Genomic DNA, 16,473 nt, shown 5'->3' on the forward strand with positions numbered 1-16,473 from the left:
GGCGGGTTGCATGGCGAGCGGGCCGGACAAGATGGAAAGTGCGGCATTTTAGCCGAAGGGGCTGCCGGCGCGGCCCGGCCGGGCCGCGATAGGGGGATTCGGCGGCGCGTGGAAAAGGCGCCCGATCGGCCCCGGCGATCAGCGGGTCGGCTGCGTGGCGATCCCTGCTGGGCAATCGGTTCATCAGTTGCTCCGAGAAACCCCGCCGTTGATGGCGGGAAGGAAGGGCGTGCAGTTGACAGGCATCTTCTTCCACGGGTTAGGATCGCCGGCATGATCCTTGTCTACCGCTACCGCGTGAAATCGCTCAACGGACTGCTTAACAAGTAGAGCCGTGCGGTGAACTACGTCTGGAACTTTTGCAACGACACGCAGAAGCACGCGCTCAAGTGGAACAAGAAGTGGCCGACGGGATTCGATCTGAACGTGCTGACGACCGGCAGCAGCAAGGAACTCGGTATTCACTCCGGCGCGGTCAACGCAACGTGCGAGCAATACGCGAAGTCGCGCAGCCAGCGTCGACGCCCTTACCTGCGCTATCGCGGCAGGAAGTCGCTGGGCTGGGGCCGCTGAAGGGGCGTGACCTGAAGCGCGAGGGTGACGCGTTCCGTTTCGCCGGCAACACCTTCCGCGTGTTCAACAGCCGATCGCTTCCCGAAGGCAAGATCAAGGACGGCACCAACTTTGCGCAGGATGCGCGTGGTAATTGGTTCCTCAACATCGTGATCGAGATGCCCGATGTTCAGGCTCGTCCGATCCGTTCCGGCGTCGGCATCGATCTCGGCCTGAAAGACTTCGCCACACTTTCGACCGGCGAGAAGTTGCCCAATGACCGGTTCGGCCGACGAGCGGCGGAAAAGCTGGCGAAAGCGCAGCGTGCGCACAAGCACAAGCGGCATATCGCGAAGTTGCACGCCAAAGTGGCAAATGTCCGTGCCGATTTTCAGCACAAGCTCGCGCTCGATCTGGTGCGGCGCTTCGATTACATCGCGGTCGGCAACGTGTCGGCCGCAAAACTCGCCAGAACCAGGATGGCGAAGAGCGTCTACGACGCGTCCTGGTCGTCGTTCCGAAACAAGCTCCGCTACAAAGCGATCGCGCACGGAGCCACGTTTGAGGAAGTCGACGAAAGCGGTTCGACCCAGTCCTGTTCGTCGTGCGGATCGAAAGACAGCACGACGCGGCCGAAAGGTATCGCGGGACTGCGAATAAGAGAATGGGCCTGCAGTGACTGTGGTGTCGAGCATGATCGAGATATCAACGCTGCGCTGAACATTCTCCGATGCGGACGTGCATCGCCAGGTGTGGGAATCCTCTCCCTTTAGGGAGAGGAGGACGTCAAGAATGGCGAAATCCTGCACATCGACGGCGGCGGCCGGCTGGTTTGAGCGGCGGGATGTCGGCCGGCGGTCAGCCAGCGGCAGGCGTCCCCTTGCCGCGCGCCGCGGTGCGTGGCGGCCGGGAATCCGGATACGCGCGCTGGCACACGGCGATGACCGTATCGCGCAGGCGGCGATGCACGGGGTCGCCGTGCATGCGCGGATGCCACAGCGCGGACACGAGGATCGCCGGCAGACGGACCGGGATCTCGAAACTGCGCAGCCCGAGGGCTTCGGTGAGCCCCTGCGAGCACGCGTTGCCGAGGCTCGAGCGCGGCACCAGCGCGATCAGGTCGGTGCTGGCCGCGACACGCATCGCGTCCGGGTAGCCTGGCACGACGACGTGCACGACGGGGCCGTCGCCCGCGTTGACGGTCGAATCGTCGGCCAGCCCGCCGAAATCGCCGAGCTGGACCGCCATGACGTGGCGGCAGGCTGCATAGCGCGCGGGCGTGATCCGGGCCGACGCGAACAGCGGATGGCCGGCGCGCGCTACCGCGACGTGCCAGTCGTGAAAGAGCATGCGCGTGTGCAGCTCGGGTGCGTCGTCGCCGCGCTTGCCGATTTCGAGGTCGACCGTGCCGTCGCGCAGCGCTTGCGGGTCGCGGTCGAGCTTCGGGACGAAGCGGATACGCACGCGCGGCGCGACGTCGCCGAGTGCGGCCACCACCGGGCCGGACAGCATTTCCATGAACGACGCGGCCGCCCGGATCGTGAACGTGGCCGTGAGCGTCGCGAGGTCGATGTCGGCTGTCGCCGGCCGGAGCACGGCGCGCGCGTCGCTCGCGACGGCATGCACGCGGTCGCGCAACGCGGCTGCGTGCGGCGTTGGCACGAGCTTGCGCCCGGCGCGCACGAGCAACTGGTCGCCGGTGGCGGCGCGCAGCCGCGTGAGCGTGCGGCTCATCGCGGACGTGCTCAGGCCCAGCCGGCGCGCGGCGCCGGTCACGCTGGCTTCCGACAGCAGCACATCGAGCGCGGTGACGAGGTTCAGGTCGATGTCTTCCATGCGGACAGGATACGCCACTGCGGGATATGACATGGCGTTCGGTGCAACGATGGATTGCATCCGGTGCGTCTGGCGCCTGTCGTGGTGCCCGCCTATAGTGGTCGCATGACGAAACACGGCAAAGGCGAGAAACCATGCAATCGACTGAATCGAATCGACGAAACGCCCCCGCGATCCTCCTCGTCGCGGCGTCGCGCGGCCTCGGGCTGGCGATGGCGGAGGCATTCCTGAACAAGGGCTGGCACGTGACGGGCACGGTGCGCGAAGGATCGGGACACACGAAGCTGCACGACCTGGCCGACCGGTTCGATGGCCGGCTCGAGATCGGCACGCTCGACATCTGCGAGCCCGCGCAACTGGCCGCGCTACGAACGCGCCTGTCGGGCCGGCGCTTCGACATGCTGTTCGTGAATGCCGGCACGACCAACGATCCGAATGAAGCGATCGGCGAAGTGACGACCGACGAATTCGTGCGCGTGATGATCACGAATGCGCTGGCGCCGATGCGCGCGATCGAGACGCTGCAGGATCTCGTGACCGACGACGGGCTGATCGGCGCCATGTCGTCGGGGCAGGGCAGCGTCGCGAACAACGTGACCGGAATGCGCGAGGTGTATCGCGGCAGCAAGGCGGCGCTGAACCAGTTCATGCGCAGCTTCGCGGCACGTCAGGCCGATACGCGCCGCGCGCTGGCGCTGATGGCGCCCGGCTGGGTCCGCACCGAACTCGGCGGACCCGATGCACGCCTGACCATCGAGGAGAGTGTGCCGAGCCTCGTCGACGTGTTGCTCGCGAAGCGGGCGCGGCCCGGGCTCGAATACCTCGACTATCTGGGACGCACGGTGCCCTGGTAAGCAGCGTGGTGGCGCAAGCGCACGGGCGGCCGGCCGGGCTCCTGTTCGCCGTGAGCGTGCCGTGAGGGATTGGGTTCGATGTTTTCGCGGCCGGTCGCGGCACTGCGAAGGCCGTGCCGATTCAATACAATGCGACGACGCGTCAGTGATACGGTGCCGCCTCATCGCGTTTGAATCCATCCGGTTCATCGCGGCTGCGGTGCGCTCCCGTCATGACGGGCTTGTGTCGAACCTGGAGCGCAGCATGAACGAACCCTACCTGCAGGTCATCGCGCATTACTTCGCGAAGCCCGGCAACGGCGATCGCGTGATCGAATTGCTCGCGGAACTCGCGCCGGCCACGCGGGTCGAGCCGAAGAATCTCGACTACGCGTATTTCCGATCGCCGGAGCACCCCGACCACATCGTGATTCTCGAACGCTATCGCGATGCCGACGGCCTCGACGCGCATCGGGAAACGCCGCATTTCCAGCGGATCGGAATCGGGGCGATCATGCCGTTGCTCGATCGCCGCGACGTGTCCCGCTACATGGTGCAGCCGGACACCGGCACGGCGACGCCACCGGGAGGCACCCGATGAACCCGTTTCAATTCCGTACCGTTCCGACCCAGATCGTCGAATTCGGCGCCGCGCGCCGGCTCGGCGCGCTGTTGCGCGAACGCTTTCCGGCGCTCGTGCGGCTGTGCGTCGTCACCGATGCGTTCCTGCATCGCAGCGGCGTGCTCGCGCCCGCGCTGGAGAGCCTCGCCGCGCACGGCTGGCAGGTCACCGTGATCGACGACGTGATAGCCGATCCGCCCGAGCACGTGGTGCTCGAAGCCACCGCGCGGGCCGTCGCGGCCGATGCCGAGATCGTGCTCGGGCTCGGCGGCGGCTCGTCGATGGACGTCGCGAAGCTGATCGCGGTGCTCGCGCCGGGGCAGCAGGCGCTGGCCGACATGTACGGCGTCGACAAGGTCGCGAGCGCGCGGCTGCCGCTCGTGCAGATGCCGACCACGGCCGGCACGGGCTCCGAGGTCACGGCCGTGTCGATCGTCACGGTCGGCGAGGCGCGCAAGATGGGGGTCGTGTCGCCGCATCTGTTCGCCGACGTCGCGATCCTCGACGCGGAACTCACGCTCGGCCTGCCGCGCGCGGCGACGGCCGCCACCGGCATCGACGCGATGGTGCATGCGATCGAGGCGTACACGTCCGCGCGGCTGAAGAATCCGGTGTCCGACATGCTGGCCACGCACGCGCTGACGCTGCTGTCGCGCAACCTGCTGGCCGCCTGCGACGACGGCCGGAACCGACACGCGCGCGAAGGGATGCTGGTCGGCGCGATGTTCGCGGGGCAGGCGTTCGCGAATGCGCCGGTCGCGGCCGTGCACGCGCTGGCCTATCCGGTCGGCGGGATCTTCCACGTGCCGCACGGGCTGTCGAATGCGCTGGTGCTGCCGCACGTGCTGCGCTTCAATGCGCCGGCCGCCGCGCCGCTGTATGCGGAACTGGCGGCCATCGTCGCGCCGTCGGCCACGGGTAGCGACGAAGCGAAAACGCATGCGCTGATCGCGGAGATCGACCGGCTGATCGTCGCGACGGGCATTCCGCGCACGTTGCGCGAGGTCGGTATCGGCGAGGCCGATCTGCCGAGGATGGCGTCGGACGCGATGCTGCAGACGCGCCTGCTCGTGAACAATCCGCGCGAGGTGACCGAGGCCGACGCGCTGGAGATTTACCGGCAGGCCTGGTGACGCGGCGGGCGGGCGTGGCGCGTCGCCCGGCACGATTCAAGATGCGCGCACGGCCTGCCGAGCGGGCCGTGCCGCGACCCACGCGCATGCCAGCGCGACGGCCACCAGCACGCAGCCGGCCGACGGTGTAACGAGCAGCGCATCGCGCCCGACGAGCACGCCGCCGAGCGCCGATCCGAGCGCGACGCCCGCATGCATCGCCGATACGTTGAGGCCGACGCTCGCATCGGCCAGCGTCGGCCCGGTGTGAATCAGATAGTTCTGCACGATCGGCGAGATCGACCAGCTGATGCCGCCCCACAGCATCATCGCGGGCACGAACACGAGCGGCGACGCACCGGCCGCCGGCAGCGCGGCCATCGCGACGAGAAACACGGCTGGGCATGCGCACAGCGCGCGCGCTGCGCCGAGCCGATCCGAGCAGAACCCGCCGAGCCACGCACCGGTCACGCCGGCCATCCCGAACGCAACGTACAAGCCTTCGAGCGCCGCCGCGCCGGGCGACAGCACGGCCTGCAGATACGGCGTGAGATACGCGAACAGCGTGAAATGGCCGCCGATCATTGCGATCGACACGCATTGCGCGGCGAGCAATCGCGGTTGCGACAGCACGGCGCGATACGACGGCATGCCGGGCGTGCCGGCCGCGGCAGGCGTCATGCGCGGCAGCCCACGCGCGAGCCAGATCCCGAGCGGCAGCGCGGGCACCGCGATCGACACGAACACCGCGCGCCAGCCGGCCCATTCGGCGATGCGCATCCCGATCGGCACGCCGAGCACGAGCGATGCGCTGATCCCCATGAAGACGATGCCGATCGCACGGCCGCGTTGCGACACCGGCGCGAGTTCCGCCGCGAACCGCGTCGCTACGAGGATCAGCGTCGCGCAGCTCGCGGCCATCAGCACGCGCGCGGCGAACAGGCTCGCATAGCCGGGGCTCGCGGCGGCGCACAGGTTGGCGGCCGCGAACGCGCCGAGCGCCGCGAGCAGCGCGGTGCGCCGTTCGACCCGTGCGACGAACGAGGCCGCCACCAGCGCGGCGAGCGCGAACACGGCGGAGAAGATCGTGGTGAGCTGTCCGGCAGCGGCGATCGAGACGTGAAGGCCGGCGGAGATCGCCGGCAGGATGCCGACGCAGATGTTTTCGGCAACGCCGGCCAGGAACACGGCGGCGGCCAGCAGATACACGCGAACGTCCAACGCAAACCCCTCCTGTACGCGCGATGCGACGGCGCCGGGCAGGGGCGCGGCCGCATCGGATCGAATCGACGGATGGGTTTCGACGCGAGGCTTCGGTTATCCCGGAAAGGAGGACGGTACCGCACGGTCGGAACGCGCGCAAGTGCCGGCGTGCGGTCGTGGCGGCGTCGGGCGGCGGACGCGGAGAACAGGACGGGGGGCGGCACGCCGCCGCCCACCGCGCTTACATGCGCGCCGCGTCGGCGCCGGCCGCGACCACGTAGGCCGACGCCTGCTTCGTGCCGTCCGGCTTCGTCTGCAGGTACACGCCCTGGATTTCCGGCTCGAAGCCCGGCAGTGCGTTGATCCCGGCTTCGAGCGCGCGGAAGTAGTCGAGCGCCGGGCCGCCCCACGCTTCGCCGGGCACCACGCAGAAGATGCCGGGCGGATAGGGCAGCGCGCCTTCGGTCGCGATCCGGCCTTCGATGCGCTCGAGCGTGACGAGCTCGACGTTGTTGCGGATCAGCTCGGCATTCGCGGCCTGCGGCAGCATCGCCTGCTTGGGGAACTGCGCACGCCGGAACATCTGTTTCTGCAGGTGCTTCATGTCGTGGCTGCGGTAGAAGTCGTGCATGCGCTGGCACAGCTGCCGCAGGCGCATCGTGCCGTACAGCTCCGGATATGCTTCGCACAGCGACGGAATCGCTTCGCGCAGCGGTGTGTCCTGGTCGAGATGGCGCTCGAACTGCGCGAGGTGCGCAACCAGATGCTGCAGCTTGCCGAAGCTCTCCGACGGCGTGAGCAGGAACAGGATCGTGTACAGGTCGGCCTTCTCCGGCACGACGCCGTGCTCGCGCAGGTAGCGCGCGAGGATCGGCGCCGGTGCGCCGAACGCCGCGTATTCGTGCGTGTCGCGATCGATGCCGGGCGTGGTCAGCAGCAGCTTGCACGGATCGACGAAATACTGGTCGTCCGCATAGCCTTCGAAGCCGTGCCACGTGTCGGCCGGGTGGAAGCGGAAGAAGCGCAGGTCGTCGACGATCTGCTCGGTCGGATAGTCGGCCCACGGGCGGCCGTCGATCTCTTGCGGGACGAACGGATGGATCTGCCGGCAGGTTTTCAGCAGCAGCTTGCGCGCATCGACGCCGTGTGCGACGCAGTCGCGCCACAGGCGCCTGCCGGCCGGGCCCGCATGCATCTGCGCGTTGACGTCGAGCGCCGCGAACATCGGGTAGAACGGGCTCGTCGACGCGTGGATCATGTACGCGTTGTTGAAGCGCCGGTGATCGCAGAAACGCTTCTGGCCTTCGATGTGGCGATCCTTCTTGTGGATCTGCGACGTCTGTGAGAAGCCGGCCTGTTGCTTGTGCACCGACTGCGTGACGAAGATGCCGGGATCGTCCGGGCCGAGCGTGAGCATCAGCGGCGAGCAGTCCTGCATCATCGGAATGAACTGCTCGTAGCCGACCCACGCCGAATCGAACAGGATGTAGTCGCACAGATGCCCGATCCGGTCGACGATTTCGCGTGCGTTGTAGATCGTGCCGTCGTAGGTGCCGAGCTGGATCACCGCGAGCCGGAACGGGCGCGGCAGGTCGGCGCGCTCGGGCGCGACGTCGCGGATCGCGTCGCGAATGCGCGCTTCGCCGAGTGCCGCGCTGTCGACGCCGCCGATGAGACCCCACGCATTGCGCGCGGTCTCGAGGTAGACGGGTCGCGCGCCCGACAGCACGAGCGCGCCGAGGTGCACGGACTTGTGGTTGTTGCGGTCGAACAGCACGAGATCGTCGGGCGCGAGCAGCGCGCTCGTGACGACCTTGTTCGACGTCGACGTGCCGTTCAGTACGAACCAGGTCTTGTCCGCGTTGTAGATCCTTGCGGCGTTGCGCTGCGCTTCCAGCGCGGGCCCTTCGTGGATCAGCAGGTCGCCGAGCCGGACGTCCGCGTTGCAGAGGTCCGCGCGAAACAGCGTCTCGCCGAAGAAGTCGAAGAACATCCGGCCGAGCGGATGGTTCGAGAAGAACTGGCCGCCCTGGTGGCCCGGGCAGTCGAATTCGACATAGCCGCGCTGCACGTAGTCGCGCATGACCTTGAAGAACGGCGGCAGCAGGTTCTCGCTGTAGATGTCGGCGGCGGCGGAGATCTGCCGGCCGTAGTAATGGCGGCCGCCGTGCCGGAGCTGGATCACGCCGCTCGCGCGCGGCAGGACCGACGGCGGCACTTCCTGGTCGGGCTCGACCGCGACGAAGAACGGAATCGCGAAACCGGTTCGCTCGACGGTTTTCAGCACCTTTTCCGCGGCATCGATGCCGACGACGATGGCCGCGATATTCGTGAAATCGGTCTGAAATACGTCGACCTGTTCATGCGTGGTGAGAAAGGCGCCGATCAGCGCCGGCTCGACTGCGATTTTCAACAGGCTCACGCGAACTCTCCGGTAAATGACCTGAAACGGGAGCCGCATTCGCGCCGGGACGCAATCGTGAACCGATACGCGCTACAGCCGATTGAAAACGGTCCCGCGAATGCTGAATGCTGAATGCCGATTGCGCATTGCACCAGAAAGCCTTGCGCGGCGCGGCACGAGCGCGATCGGACAAGGCCCGGCGCAGCCGATCGTAGCAACAAATGCACGCGGATTCAATCGATCGGAATCGGCAATTCCATGGCGGCATGAGCATGATCAAGTCATCGGGAATTGGCGTGCTGCAGCGCACATAAAAATGATCCAATGATGAAAATCCGATTCGAAAGGGCCGATTGTTTCACCGAATCGTCGGCTTCTCATCGAAAGGCATCCATGGCATAGTCGGCTCCGAACTGGATGGCGAATCAAGCCGGAATTGCGCGCGTCTCATGCCGCTGCCCGTGACTGCTTCCCGCGTGCTCGTGAGACGAACGATACCAATCGAAGAGCAACGCAACAGCGAGGGCAACATCATGAATACTTCCGTCGGCGGCATTCGTCGTCTCGGCATGCGTGCGCTACTGATCGACGACGAGATCGCGCAGGAAACCGCGACCGGGCGCGCGGTCCGCACGCTGAGCGCGGAGCTCGCGCAACGCGGTGTCGACGTGCTGACGGCCACGTCCGCCGACGATGCCATCGTGCTGATCCGCTCCGATCCGTCGATCCAGTGCGTGCTGCTCGACTGGGATCTCGGCGTGGACGGTCACGGGCCGTCCGAGGCGGTGGTCGACGCGATCCGGCATCGCAACGGCAGCGTGCCGATCTTCCTGCTGGCCGACCGCAGCGTCGCGTCGACGGTACCGGCCGCGGTGATGGGCAAGGTCGACGATTTCGTGTGGCTGCTCGAGGATACGGCCGACTTCATCGGCGGGCGCATTCACGCGGCGATCGAGCGCTATCGCTCAACCGTGCTGCCGCCGATGTTCGGCGCGCTCGCGAAGTTCTCGCGCGTCTACGAATACTCGTGGCATACGCCGGGCCACACCGGCGGCACCGGCTTCCTGAAATCGCCGGTCGGCCGCGCGTTCTTCGAATACTTCGGCGAATCGCTGTTCCGCTCGGACCTGTCGATCTCGGTGGGCGAACTCGGCTCGCTGCTCGACCACTCGGGCCCGATCGGCGAAAGCGAACGCTACGCGGCGCGCGTGTTCGGCGCGCATCGCACGTATCACGTGACGAACGGCTCGTCGACGTCGAACCGCATCATCCTGATGGCGAGCGTGAGCCGCGATCAGATCGCGCTGTGCGACCGCAACTGCCACAAGTCGGCCGAGCACGCGATGACGATGTCGGGCGCGATTCCGACCTACCTCGTACCGACGCGCAACCGCTACGGGATCATCGGGCCGATCGCGCCGGAGCGCCTCACGCAGGTGGCGATTCGCGAGGCGATCGCATCGAACCCGCTCGCGGCCGGGCTGGCCGATCGCCAGCCGAAGCACGCGATCGTCACGAATTCGACGTACGACGGCCTTTGCTACAACGTGACGCGCGTCGAGGAACTGCTCGGCGCGAGCGTCGACCGGCTGCACTTCGACGAAGCGTGGTACGGCTACGCGCGTTTCAATCCGATCTACCGCGACCGCCATGCGATGCACGGCGACCCGCGCGATCACCACAAGGATCGGCCGACGGTGTTCGCGACGCAGTCGACGCACAAGCTGCTGACCGCGCTATCGCAGGCGTCGTACATTCACGTGCGCGACGGCCGCAGCCCGATTCCGCATGGCCAGTTCAACGAAACGTTCATGATGCACGCGTCGACGTCGCCGAACTACGCGATCATCGCGTCGAACGACGTCGCGGCCGCGATGATGGACGGCCCCGGCGGCGCCGCGCTGACGCACGAGTCGATCGAGGAGGCCGTCGCGTTCCGGCAGATGATCGCGCGGATGAACGGCGAATTCGGCGCGAAGGGCGACTGGTTCTTCGAATGCTGGCAGCCCGACACCGTGCTCGAGGCGCGCACGGGCCGCACGCTGCCGTTCCACGAAGCGCCGCCCGAGCTGCTCGCGAGCGACCCGGCGTGCTGGGTGCTGCGCCCCGGCGCGCAATGGCACGGCTTCGGCAATCTCGAGGACGGCTATTGCATGCTCGATCCGATCAAGGTGTCGATCGTCACGCCGGGTGTCGCGCCGGCCGGCGGCCTGATGCCGGTCGGCATCCCGGCGAGCGTCGTCACCGCGTATCTCGATGCGCGTGGGATCGTCGTCGAGAAGACGACCGATTTCACGATCCTGTTCCTGTTCTCGATCGGTATCACGAAGGGCAAGTGGGGCTCGCTCGTCAGCGCGCTGTGCGATTTCAAGCGCGACTACGACGCGAACCTGCCGCTCGACATGGCGATTCCGTCGCTCGCGAAGGAGCATGGCGCGCGCTATGCGGGCATGGGGCTGAAGGATCTGGCCGACACGATGTTCGCGGCGATGGAGCAGCTCGGCACGACGCGCCTGATGTCGGAGGCGTTCTCGATCCTGCCGAAGCCGGAGATGAGCCCGGTGCGTGCGTACGAACACCTCGTGCAGGGCCGCGTCGAGCAGGTCACGCTCGACGAGCTGGCCGGGCGCACGGTAGCCACCGGCGTCGTGCCGTATCCGCCGGGTATTCCGCTGTTGATGCCGGGCGAGAACGCGGGGCCGGCCGGCGGCCCGGTGCTCGGCTACCTGAAGGCGCTCGAGGCGTACGACCGGCGTTTCCCCGGGTTCGCGCACGACACGCACGGCGTGGAGGTCGAGGACGGCACGTACCGCGTGTACTGCCTGACCGCCTGACACCCGACCGGGCGAACGAACGAGCGACCGGCCGCGCGGCGGCCTCACATCGAAGGATCGACACCATGGAACACGCAGCGCACCTATCGGACGCGGCCCCGGCGGCCGCGCAGAAGCACCGGATGAACGTCTGGCAGCTCACCGTCCTCACCGCGGTCAACATGATGGGCTCCGGCATCATCCTGCTGCCGTCGAAGCTCGCGCAGGTCGGCACGATCTCGCTGCTGTCGTGGATCGTCACGGCCGGCGGCTCGCTCGCGCTGGCCTATGCGTTCGCGCGCTGCGGGATGCTGAGCCGCAAGCCGGGCGGGATGGGCGGCTACGCGGAGTACGCGTTCGGCAAGGCCGGCAACTACATGGCGAACTATACGTACGGGCTGTCGCTCGTGATCGCCAACGTCGCGATCGGCGTCACGGCGGTCGGCTACGGCACCGTACTGTTCGACGCGACGCTGTCGCCGCTGCAAACGGGCCTGTGGACGATCTTCCTGCTCGTGCTGACGACAGTCGCGAATTTTGGCGGCTCGCGCATCACCGGCCGGATCGGCGCGGTGACGGTGTGGGGCGTGATCATTCCGGTCGTCGTCGTGTCGCTGATCGGCTGGTTCTGGTTCAGCGGCGCGACCTGGGGCGCCGCGTGGAATCCGAACCACATGCCGTTCGGGCCCGCCGTCGGCAGCTCGATCGCGGTGACGCTGTGGGCGTTCCTCGGGCTCGAATCGGCGTGCGCGAACTCGGACGCCGTCGAGAATCCGGAGCGCAACGTGCCGATCGCCGTGCTCGGCGGCACGATCGCGTCGGCGATCTTCTACATCGTGTCGACCAACGTGATCGCGGGGATCGTGCCGAATGCGATTCTCGCGAAGTCGAACGCGCCGTTCGGCATCGCGTTCGCGACGATGTTCACGCCGACCGTCGGCACGATCGTCACCGCGCTGATGGTGATCGCGTGCATCGGTTCGCTGCTCGGCTGGCAGTTCACGGTCGCGCAGGTGTTCAAGAGCTCGGCGGACGTCGGCTACTTCCTGCCGGTGTTCGCCCGTGCGACGCGCACCGGCACGCCGATCGTCGGCATGGTGATCCTGCTGGTCGCGCAGGTCGCGCTGGCGCTGATGACGATCAGCCCCGAGCTGAGCAGCCAGTTCCAGAAGATCGTCGATCTCGCGGTCGTCACGAACCTGGTGCCTTACGTGATGTCGATGGCCGCGCTGATCACGATCCAGAAGGTCGCGAAGGTGCCGCCGGGCAAGGCGCTCGTGACGAACGTGATCGCGATGGTCGCGACCGCATACAGCTTCTACGCGCTGTTCAGCTCGGGCGAGCAGGCGCTGATGCTCGGCGGCCTGTGCGTGTTCCTCGGCTGGACGCTGTTCGGCTTCGTCAGCGCGCGCTTCTACCAGATGGAAGTCGACGCGCACGTGAAGGAGCCGGGGAAGTCGCTGCAGGCGTGACGGCTAGCGCTGACGTTGCGTCAGCAGCGGCGGGAGTTCGCTTTTCAGCAGATCGACGACGGCTCGCACGCGCGGCGGCAGCGGCCGTTGCGCGTGCACCAGGACGTTGAGCGCGAAGTCGGGGACGTCGTAGTGCGGCAGCAGGCGCACGAGCCGGCCATGCGCGAGCGCATCGGCGCAAGCCGGATGCTGGACCACGCCGATGCCGCCGCCCGCCGCGATCGTGTCGAACATCGGGCGCCAGTGGCTCGCGTTCATGACGGTGCGGATGCGCGCGTATTCGACCGCACCGCCGTCGCGCCGCAGCGGCACCTGTTCGTTCGCGAACACGCCTTTCACGCGGATGAACGGATGGTTCGCGAGATCGGCCTTCGTGTCGATCGGGCCGTGCTGCTCGAGATACGACGGCGCGGCCACGAGCACGCGGCCGACCGCGCCGAGCGCGTACGCGATGAAGCCGCCATCGCCGAGCTGCCCGACCCGGATCGAAATGTCGACGCCCTCGGTGACCGGATCGACGATATCGTCGTTCAGCACGAGGTCGATGTGCAGCTTCGGATATGCGGTGCGGATCTGCATCAGCACGCCCGGCAGCACGACCTCGCCGAAACATTGCGGCGCCGCGAGCCGGATCGTGCCGTCGAGCGCATGCGCCGTCTTCGACACCGACGCAACGGCCAGCTCGGCCGCTTCGAGCAGCGCCTTGCTGCGTTCGTAGAAAATCCGGCCTTCCTCCGTGCACGCGAGGGTGCGTGCACTGCGCATCAGCAGCCGCGTGCCGAGATGCTTTTCGAGCTTCTCGATGCGCTCGCTGACGGCCGGTTGGCCCATGTCGAGATCCCGCGCCGCGCCGGACATCGTGCCGCGCTCCACGACTCTCACGTAGATGCGCATCGTCGCCAACAAATCCATGAAGTCGCGCCTCGTATCTTACGGTTCGATTTTTACCGATCGACGGATGGTACCAAAGCGGTGGAGGGACGATGGTGTGCGTTGGGCCGATACTGACTATCGGCCGGTGCACTCATGGCGCCGCCGAGGCCGCGTGCGTTCATTCGCACGGTGAGCGAAAATCGGCCTTCTTCCGCGCGACCGACAGGAGACCCGACATGACGCAACGCAATGAAGCCCGACGCACGCACTGCGTCGCCTGGCAGATCGTGCAGACGTGGCAGGCGGCCGAATGGTGCCGGCTCGACGCGTCGCAAACGGGCATCGCGCTGTCGGGAGCGGTCGCGGGTGCGATCGACGGCACGCCGTTTCGCATCGATTACGCGATCGCATGCGCGACCGACTGGTTCACGCGCTCGGCGCGCGTGACGCATTGGACCGGCACGGCGCCGCCACGGCAATGGGACATCGCATGCGATGCGGGGCAGTGGACGATCGACGGCGTCGATGCCCCGATGCTCGCGGGCGCGACCGACATCGATCTTGGCTTCAGTCCATCGACCAATACGCTGCCGATCCGGCGGCTGGCGCTCGCCGTCGGCGAATCGGCGGAGATTCGCACCGCGTGGCTGCGTTTTCCCGACTTCGACATCGTGCGCGGCGAGCAGCGCTATACGCGCACGGCGCCGCACGTGTATCGCTACGAGAGCGGCACGTATGCGGCCGACATCGAAATCGACGACGCGGGCCTCGTCACGGACTACGACGAATGGCGGCGCGTCGGCGCGGCGTCTGCGTCGTGACGGATCAGCGCGCGCTGGCGACCGACAGCTTGCCCGGAATCAGCTTCAGCGTGGTGAACGCGTCGGCGATGCTCTGCTGGTACGCGACCGTCGCGTCGGTGATCGGCTGCACGCCGTAGCCGGCGCGCTTGAGCGCGATTTCGAGCGTAGGCGCGTCGAGGCCGACGAGCGGCGACAGTTGCGCGGCCACCTCGGGCACGTGATCGCGCGCCCAGCGATCGACCGCGTCGACTTCGTCGAGCAGCGCGCGCAGCACCTGCGGGTGGGCGGCCGCGTACTTGCGTGCGGCGAGGTAGTACTGCGTGTTGCGCACGAGCCCTTCGCCATTCGCGACCACGCGCGCGCCGAGCTGCCGTTCGGCGGCGGCCAGATACGGATCCCAGATCACCCACGCATCGACGCTGCGCTGCACGAACGCGGCGCGCGCGTCGGCCGGGGTCAGGTAGATCGGCTGGATGTCGGCATACGTGAGGCCCGCATGCTCGAGCGCCTTCACCAGCAGGTAATGGACGTTCGAGCCCTTGTTGAACGCGACCTTCTTGCCGCGCAGTTGCGCGAGAGTGCGGATCGGCGAATCGGGTAGCACGACGATCGCCTCGCCCTGCGGCGCGGGCGGCTCGTTGCCGATGTAGACGAAATCGACGCCGGCGGCCTGCGCGAAGATCGGCGGGGTTTCGCCGACCGTGCCGACGTCGATCGCGCCGGCGTTCAGCCCTTCGAGCAGTTGCGGGCCGGCCGGGAATTCGAGCCATTGCACGGTGACGCCCTGGCTCGCGAGACGCTTCTCGAGCGTGCCGCGCGCCTTGAGCACGACGAAGTTGCCGTATTTCTGGAAGCCGATGCGCAGCCGCGTGCCGCTGTCGTCGGCCCGGGCCGGTGCGGCCGCGAGCGGTCCGAGCGCGAGCCCGGCCAGCCCGGCGGCCGCGCCGTGCAGCCACTGGCGGCGGCGCGGGTTCGCCGGGGTCGTTTCAAGGTCTGCGTGCGGTGTGTCGTTCATCGAGGCGTCCTGCTGGCGGGTTCACGGGGCGCGCGCGAAGGTGGCGCGGGCGCAGGGCCGGGCCGGATGCGGGCGACGCACGCAACGGGCCGGCCCGCGCCGGAGTCGAGACGATACGGGCCGGCGGGACGACGGCCAACCAATGAATCCGCATATGCAAATCAGCGGCCGGACGATACGTGAATGGCGACGCGGCAGGGCGCCCCGCGCTCACGCGGTGACGAGCAGGCTTTCCTCGATCGAATCGACGCGGTCCGGATAGAACGCGAGGTGCCCGCGAATCGATTCGACGGCCGGATTCGGATGCTCGTATGTCCATACCGCGTTGGTCGAGCGTTCGCCGCCGGCCGGAATCGAGTAGTACGCGCAATCGCCCTTGTACGGGCAGTAGGTCGCGTGATCGGTGCGTTCGAGCAGCGACATGTCGGCGTCCTCGCGCGGAATGTACAGCACGGCCGGGTAGCTGGCCTCGCGCAGCACCAGCGCGTGGCGCGTATCGGCGACGACCTTGCCGGCGACCTTCACGACCACCCGCGACGAATGCGGTTCGATCAGGATCGGATGATCGGGGCCCGGCGACTTCACGGGACGAGAGGGCGTATCGGGGTTGATCGACATTCGTGGTCCTCCAGAAAGAGCGGCGCGCTCGGACGCGCCGTGCCGGCACCTGCGCGCCGGGCGGATTCCCGCGCGCCGGTGCCGGCGTGGGCCAACCGATACGATGCACCCATTTCACGGAGCCTGCAGGGGGACGGAAGGGCGCCCGCGGCCGTGCGCGAATGGCGCGGTCTCATGACGGGGGGCGGGCGTCGCGGCGGGGTGCGCGAGCCTGTCCGCGGCGCTCGCATGGACATTCTCATGCAGCGGCAGCGGGATGCAGCCATGACGATAAGCAACGCGGAATTAATTGGTAAGCGATCGGCGGGCGGCGCGCG

General features: G+C 67.6%; 12 protein-coding genes and 1 pseudogene. 7 read left to right on the forward strand and 6 right to left on the reverse strand.

From position 1 onward, the window contains the following. Nucleotides 1–273 precede the first annotated feature (273 nt). Nucleotides 274–1,325 (forward strand): annotated as a pseudogene (locus H3O04_RS25835) (RNA-guided endonuclease InsQ/TnpB family protein). An 85-nt stretch (nucleotides 1,326–1,410) separates the two neighbouring features. On the opposite strand, the gene H3O04_RS25840 reads toward H3O04_RS25835, so the two are convergent. Then, nucleotides 1,411–2,388 (reverse strand): LysR family transcriptional regulator, encoded by a 978-nt coding sequence (locus H3O04_RS25840; protein ID WP_202588722.1) that lies wholly within the window; start codon nucleotides 2,386–2,388, stop codon nucleotides 1,411–1,413. Nucleotides 2,389–2,522: 134 nt separating this feature from the next. Here H3O04_RS25840 and H3O04_RS25845 point away from each other — a divergent pair, with 134 nt between their 5' ends. The 3 genes from H3O04_RS25845 (at nucleotide 2,523) to H3O04_RS25855 (ending at nucleotide 4,976) form a co-directional block, all read left to right on the forward strand. Continuing rightward, entirely contained in the window at nucleotides 2,523–3,242 is a 720-nt protein-coding gene (locus tag H3O04_RS25845; RefSeq protein ID WP_202588723.1) for an SDR family oxidoreductase, read from the forward strand. Nucleotides 3,243–3,486: 244 nt separating this feature from the next. Then, a complete protein-coding gene (locus H3O04_RS25850; protein ID WP_006479285.1) occupies nucleotides 3,487–3,822 on the forward strand; it encodes a putative quinol monooxygenase in 336 nt (111 codons plus the stop codon). Next, nucleotides 3,819–4,976, forward strand: coding sequence for an iron-containing alcohol dehydrogenase (locus tag H3O04_RS25855; protein WP_077179719.1), 1,158 nt, complete (start codon nucleotides 3,819–3,821; stop codon nucleotides 4,974–4,976). The genes H3O04_RS25850 and H3O04_RS25855 overlap by 4 nt, the downstream gene beginning before the upstream one ends. 36 nt (nucleotides 4,977–5,012) lie before the next feature. On the opposite strand, the gene H3O04_RS25860 is transcribed toward H3O04_RS25855, so the two are convergent. Further along, entirely contained in the window at nucleotides 5,013–6,176 is a 1,164-nt protein-coding gene (locus tag H3O04_RS25860) for an MFS transporter (protein WP_202588724.1), read from the reverse strand. A 223-nt stretch (nucleotides 6,177–6,399) separates the two neighbouring features. Then, the gene (locus tag H3O04_RS25865; RefSeq protein WP_034174856.1) at nucleotides 6,400–8,580 is read right to left on the reverse strand and encodes an ornithine decarboxylase; all 2,181 of its coding nucleotides are present in this window, start codon (nucleotides 8,578–8,580) and stop codon (nucleotides 6,400–6,402) included. 515 nt (nucleotides 8,581–9,095) lie between these two features. Between H3O04_RS25865 and H3O04_RS25870 the strand changes: the two genes are divergently transcribed. Together H3O04_RS25870 and potE are read left to right on the forward strand one after the other, a co-directional pair. Continuing rightward, nucleotides 9,096–11,396: an Orn/Lys/Arg decarboxylase N-terminal domain-containing protein gene (locus H3O04_RS25870; protein WP_124478242.1), complete on the forward strand. Its 2,301-nt coding sequence runs from the start codon at nucleotides 9,096–9,098 to the stop codon at nucleotides 11,394–11,396. Nucleotides 11,397–11,461: 65 nt separating this feature from the next. Next, nucleotides 11,462–12,847 (forward strand): putrescine-ornithine antiporter, encoded by a 1,386-nt coding sequence (gene potE / locus H3O04_RS25875; protein ID WP_023478030.1) that lies wholly within the window; start codon nucleotides 11,462–11,464, stop codon nucleotides 12,845–12,847. Between the two features lie 3 nt (nucleotides 12,848–12,850). Here the strand turns inward: potE and H3O04_RS25880 are convergent, their stop codons facing one another. After that, nucleotides 12,851–13,759 (reverse strand): LysR family transcriptional regulator, encoded by a 909-nt coding sequence (locus H3O04_RS25880; protein ID WP_124478244.1) that lies wholly within the window; start codon nucleotides 13,757–13,759, stop codon nucleotides 12,851–12,853. A 197-nt stretch (nucleotides 13,760–13,956) separates the two neighbouring features. Here H3O04_RS25880 and H3O04_RS25885 point away from each other — a divergent pair, with 197 nt between their 5' ends. After that, a complete protein-coding gene (locus H3O04_RS25885; protein WP_034174854.1) occupies nucleotides 13,957–14,541 on the forward strand; it encodes a putative glycolipid-binding domain-containing protein in 585 nt (194 codons plus the stop codon). 4 nt (nucleotides 14,542–14,545) lie between these two features. Here H3O04_RS25885 and H3O04_RS25890 read toward each other — a convergent pair whose 3' ends face one another. Together H3O04_RS25890 and H3O04_RS25895 are read right to left on the reverse strand one after the other, a co-directional pair. After that, nucleotides 14,546–15,538 carry a sulfonate ABC transporter substrate-binding protein gene (locus H3O04_RS25890; protein ID WP_124478245.1) on the reverse strand — a complete coding sequence of 331 codons (993 nt, stop codon included), beginning with the start codon at nucleotides 15,536–15,538 and terminating at the stop codon, nucleotides 14,546–14,548. A 210-nt stretch (nucleotides 15,539–15,748) separates the two neighbouring features. Further along, on the reverse strand, nucleotides 15,749–16,156 hold the full coding sequence (locus tag H3O04_RS25895) for a DUF427 domain-containing protein (protein ID WP_011548045.1): 408 nt from the start codon (nucleotides 16,154–16,156) through the stop codon (nucleotides 15,749–15,751). Nucleotides 16,157–16,473: the final 317 nt, after the last annotated feature.

It is taken from the genome of Burkholderia sp. KCJ3K979, from assembly GCF_016759955.1.
GTDB classification, from domain to species: domain Bacteria; phylum Pseudomonadota; class Gammaproteobacteria; order Burkholderiales; family Burkholderiaceae; genus Burkholderia; species Burkholderia orbicola.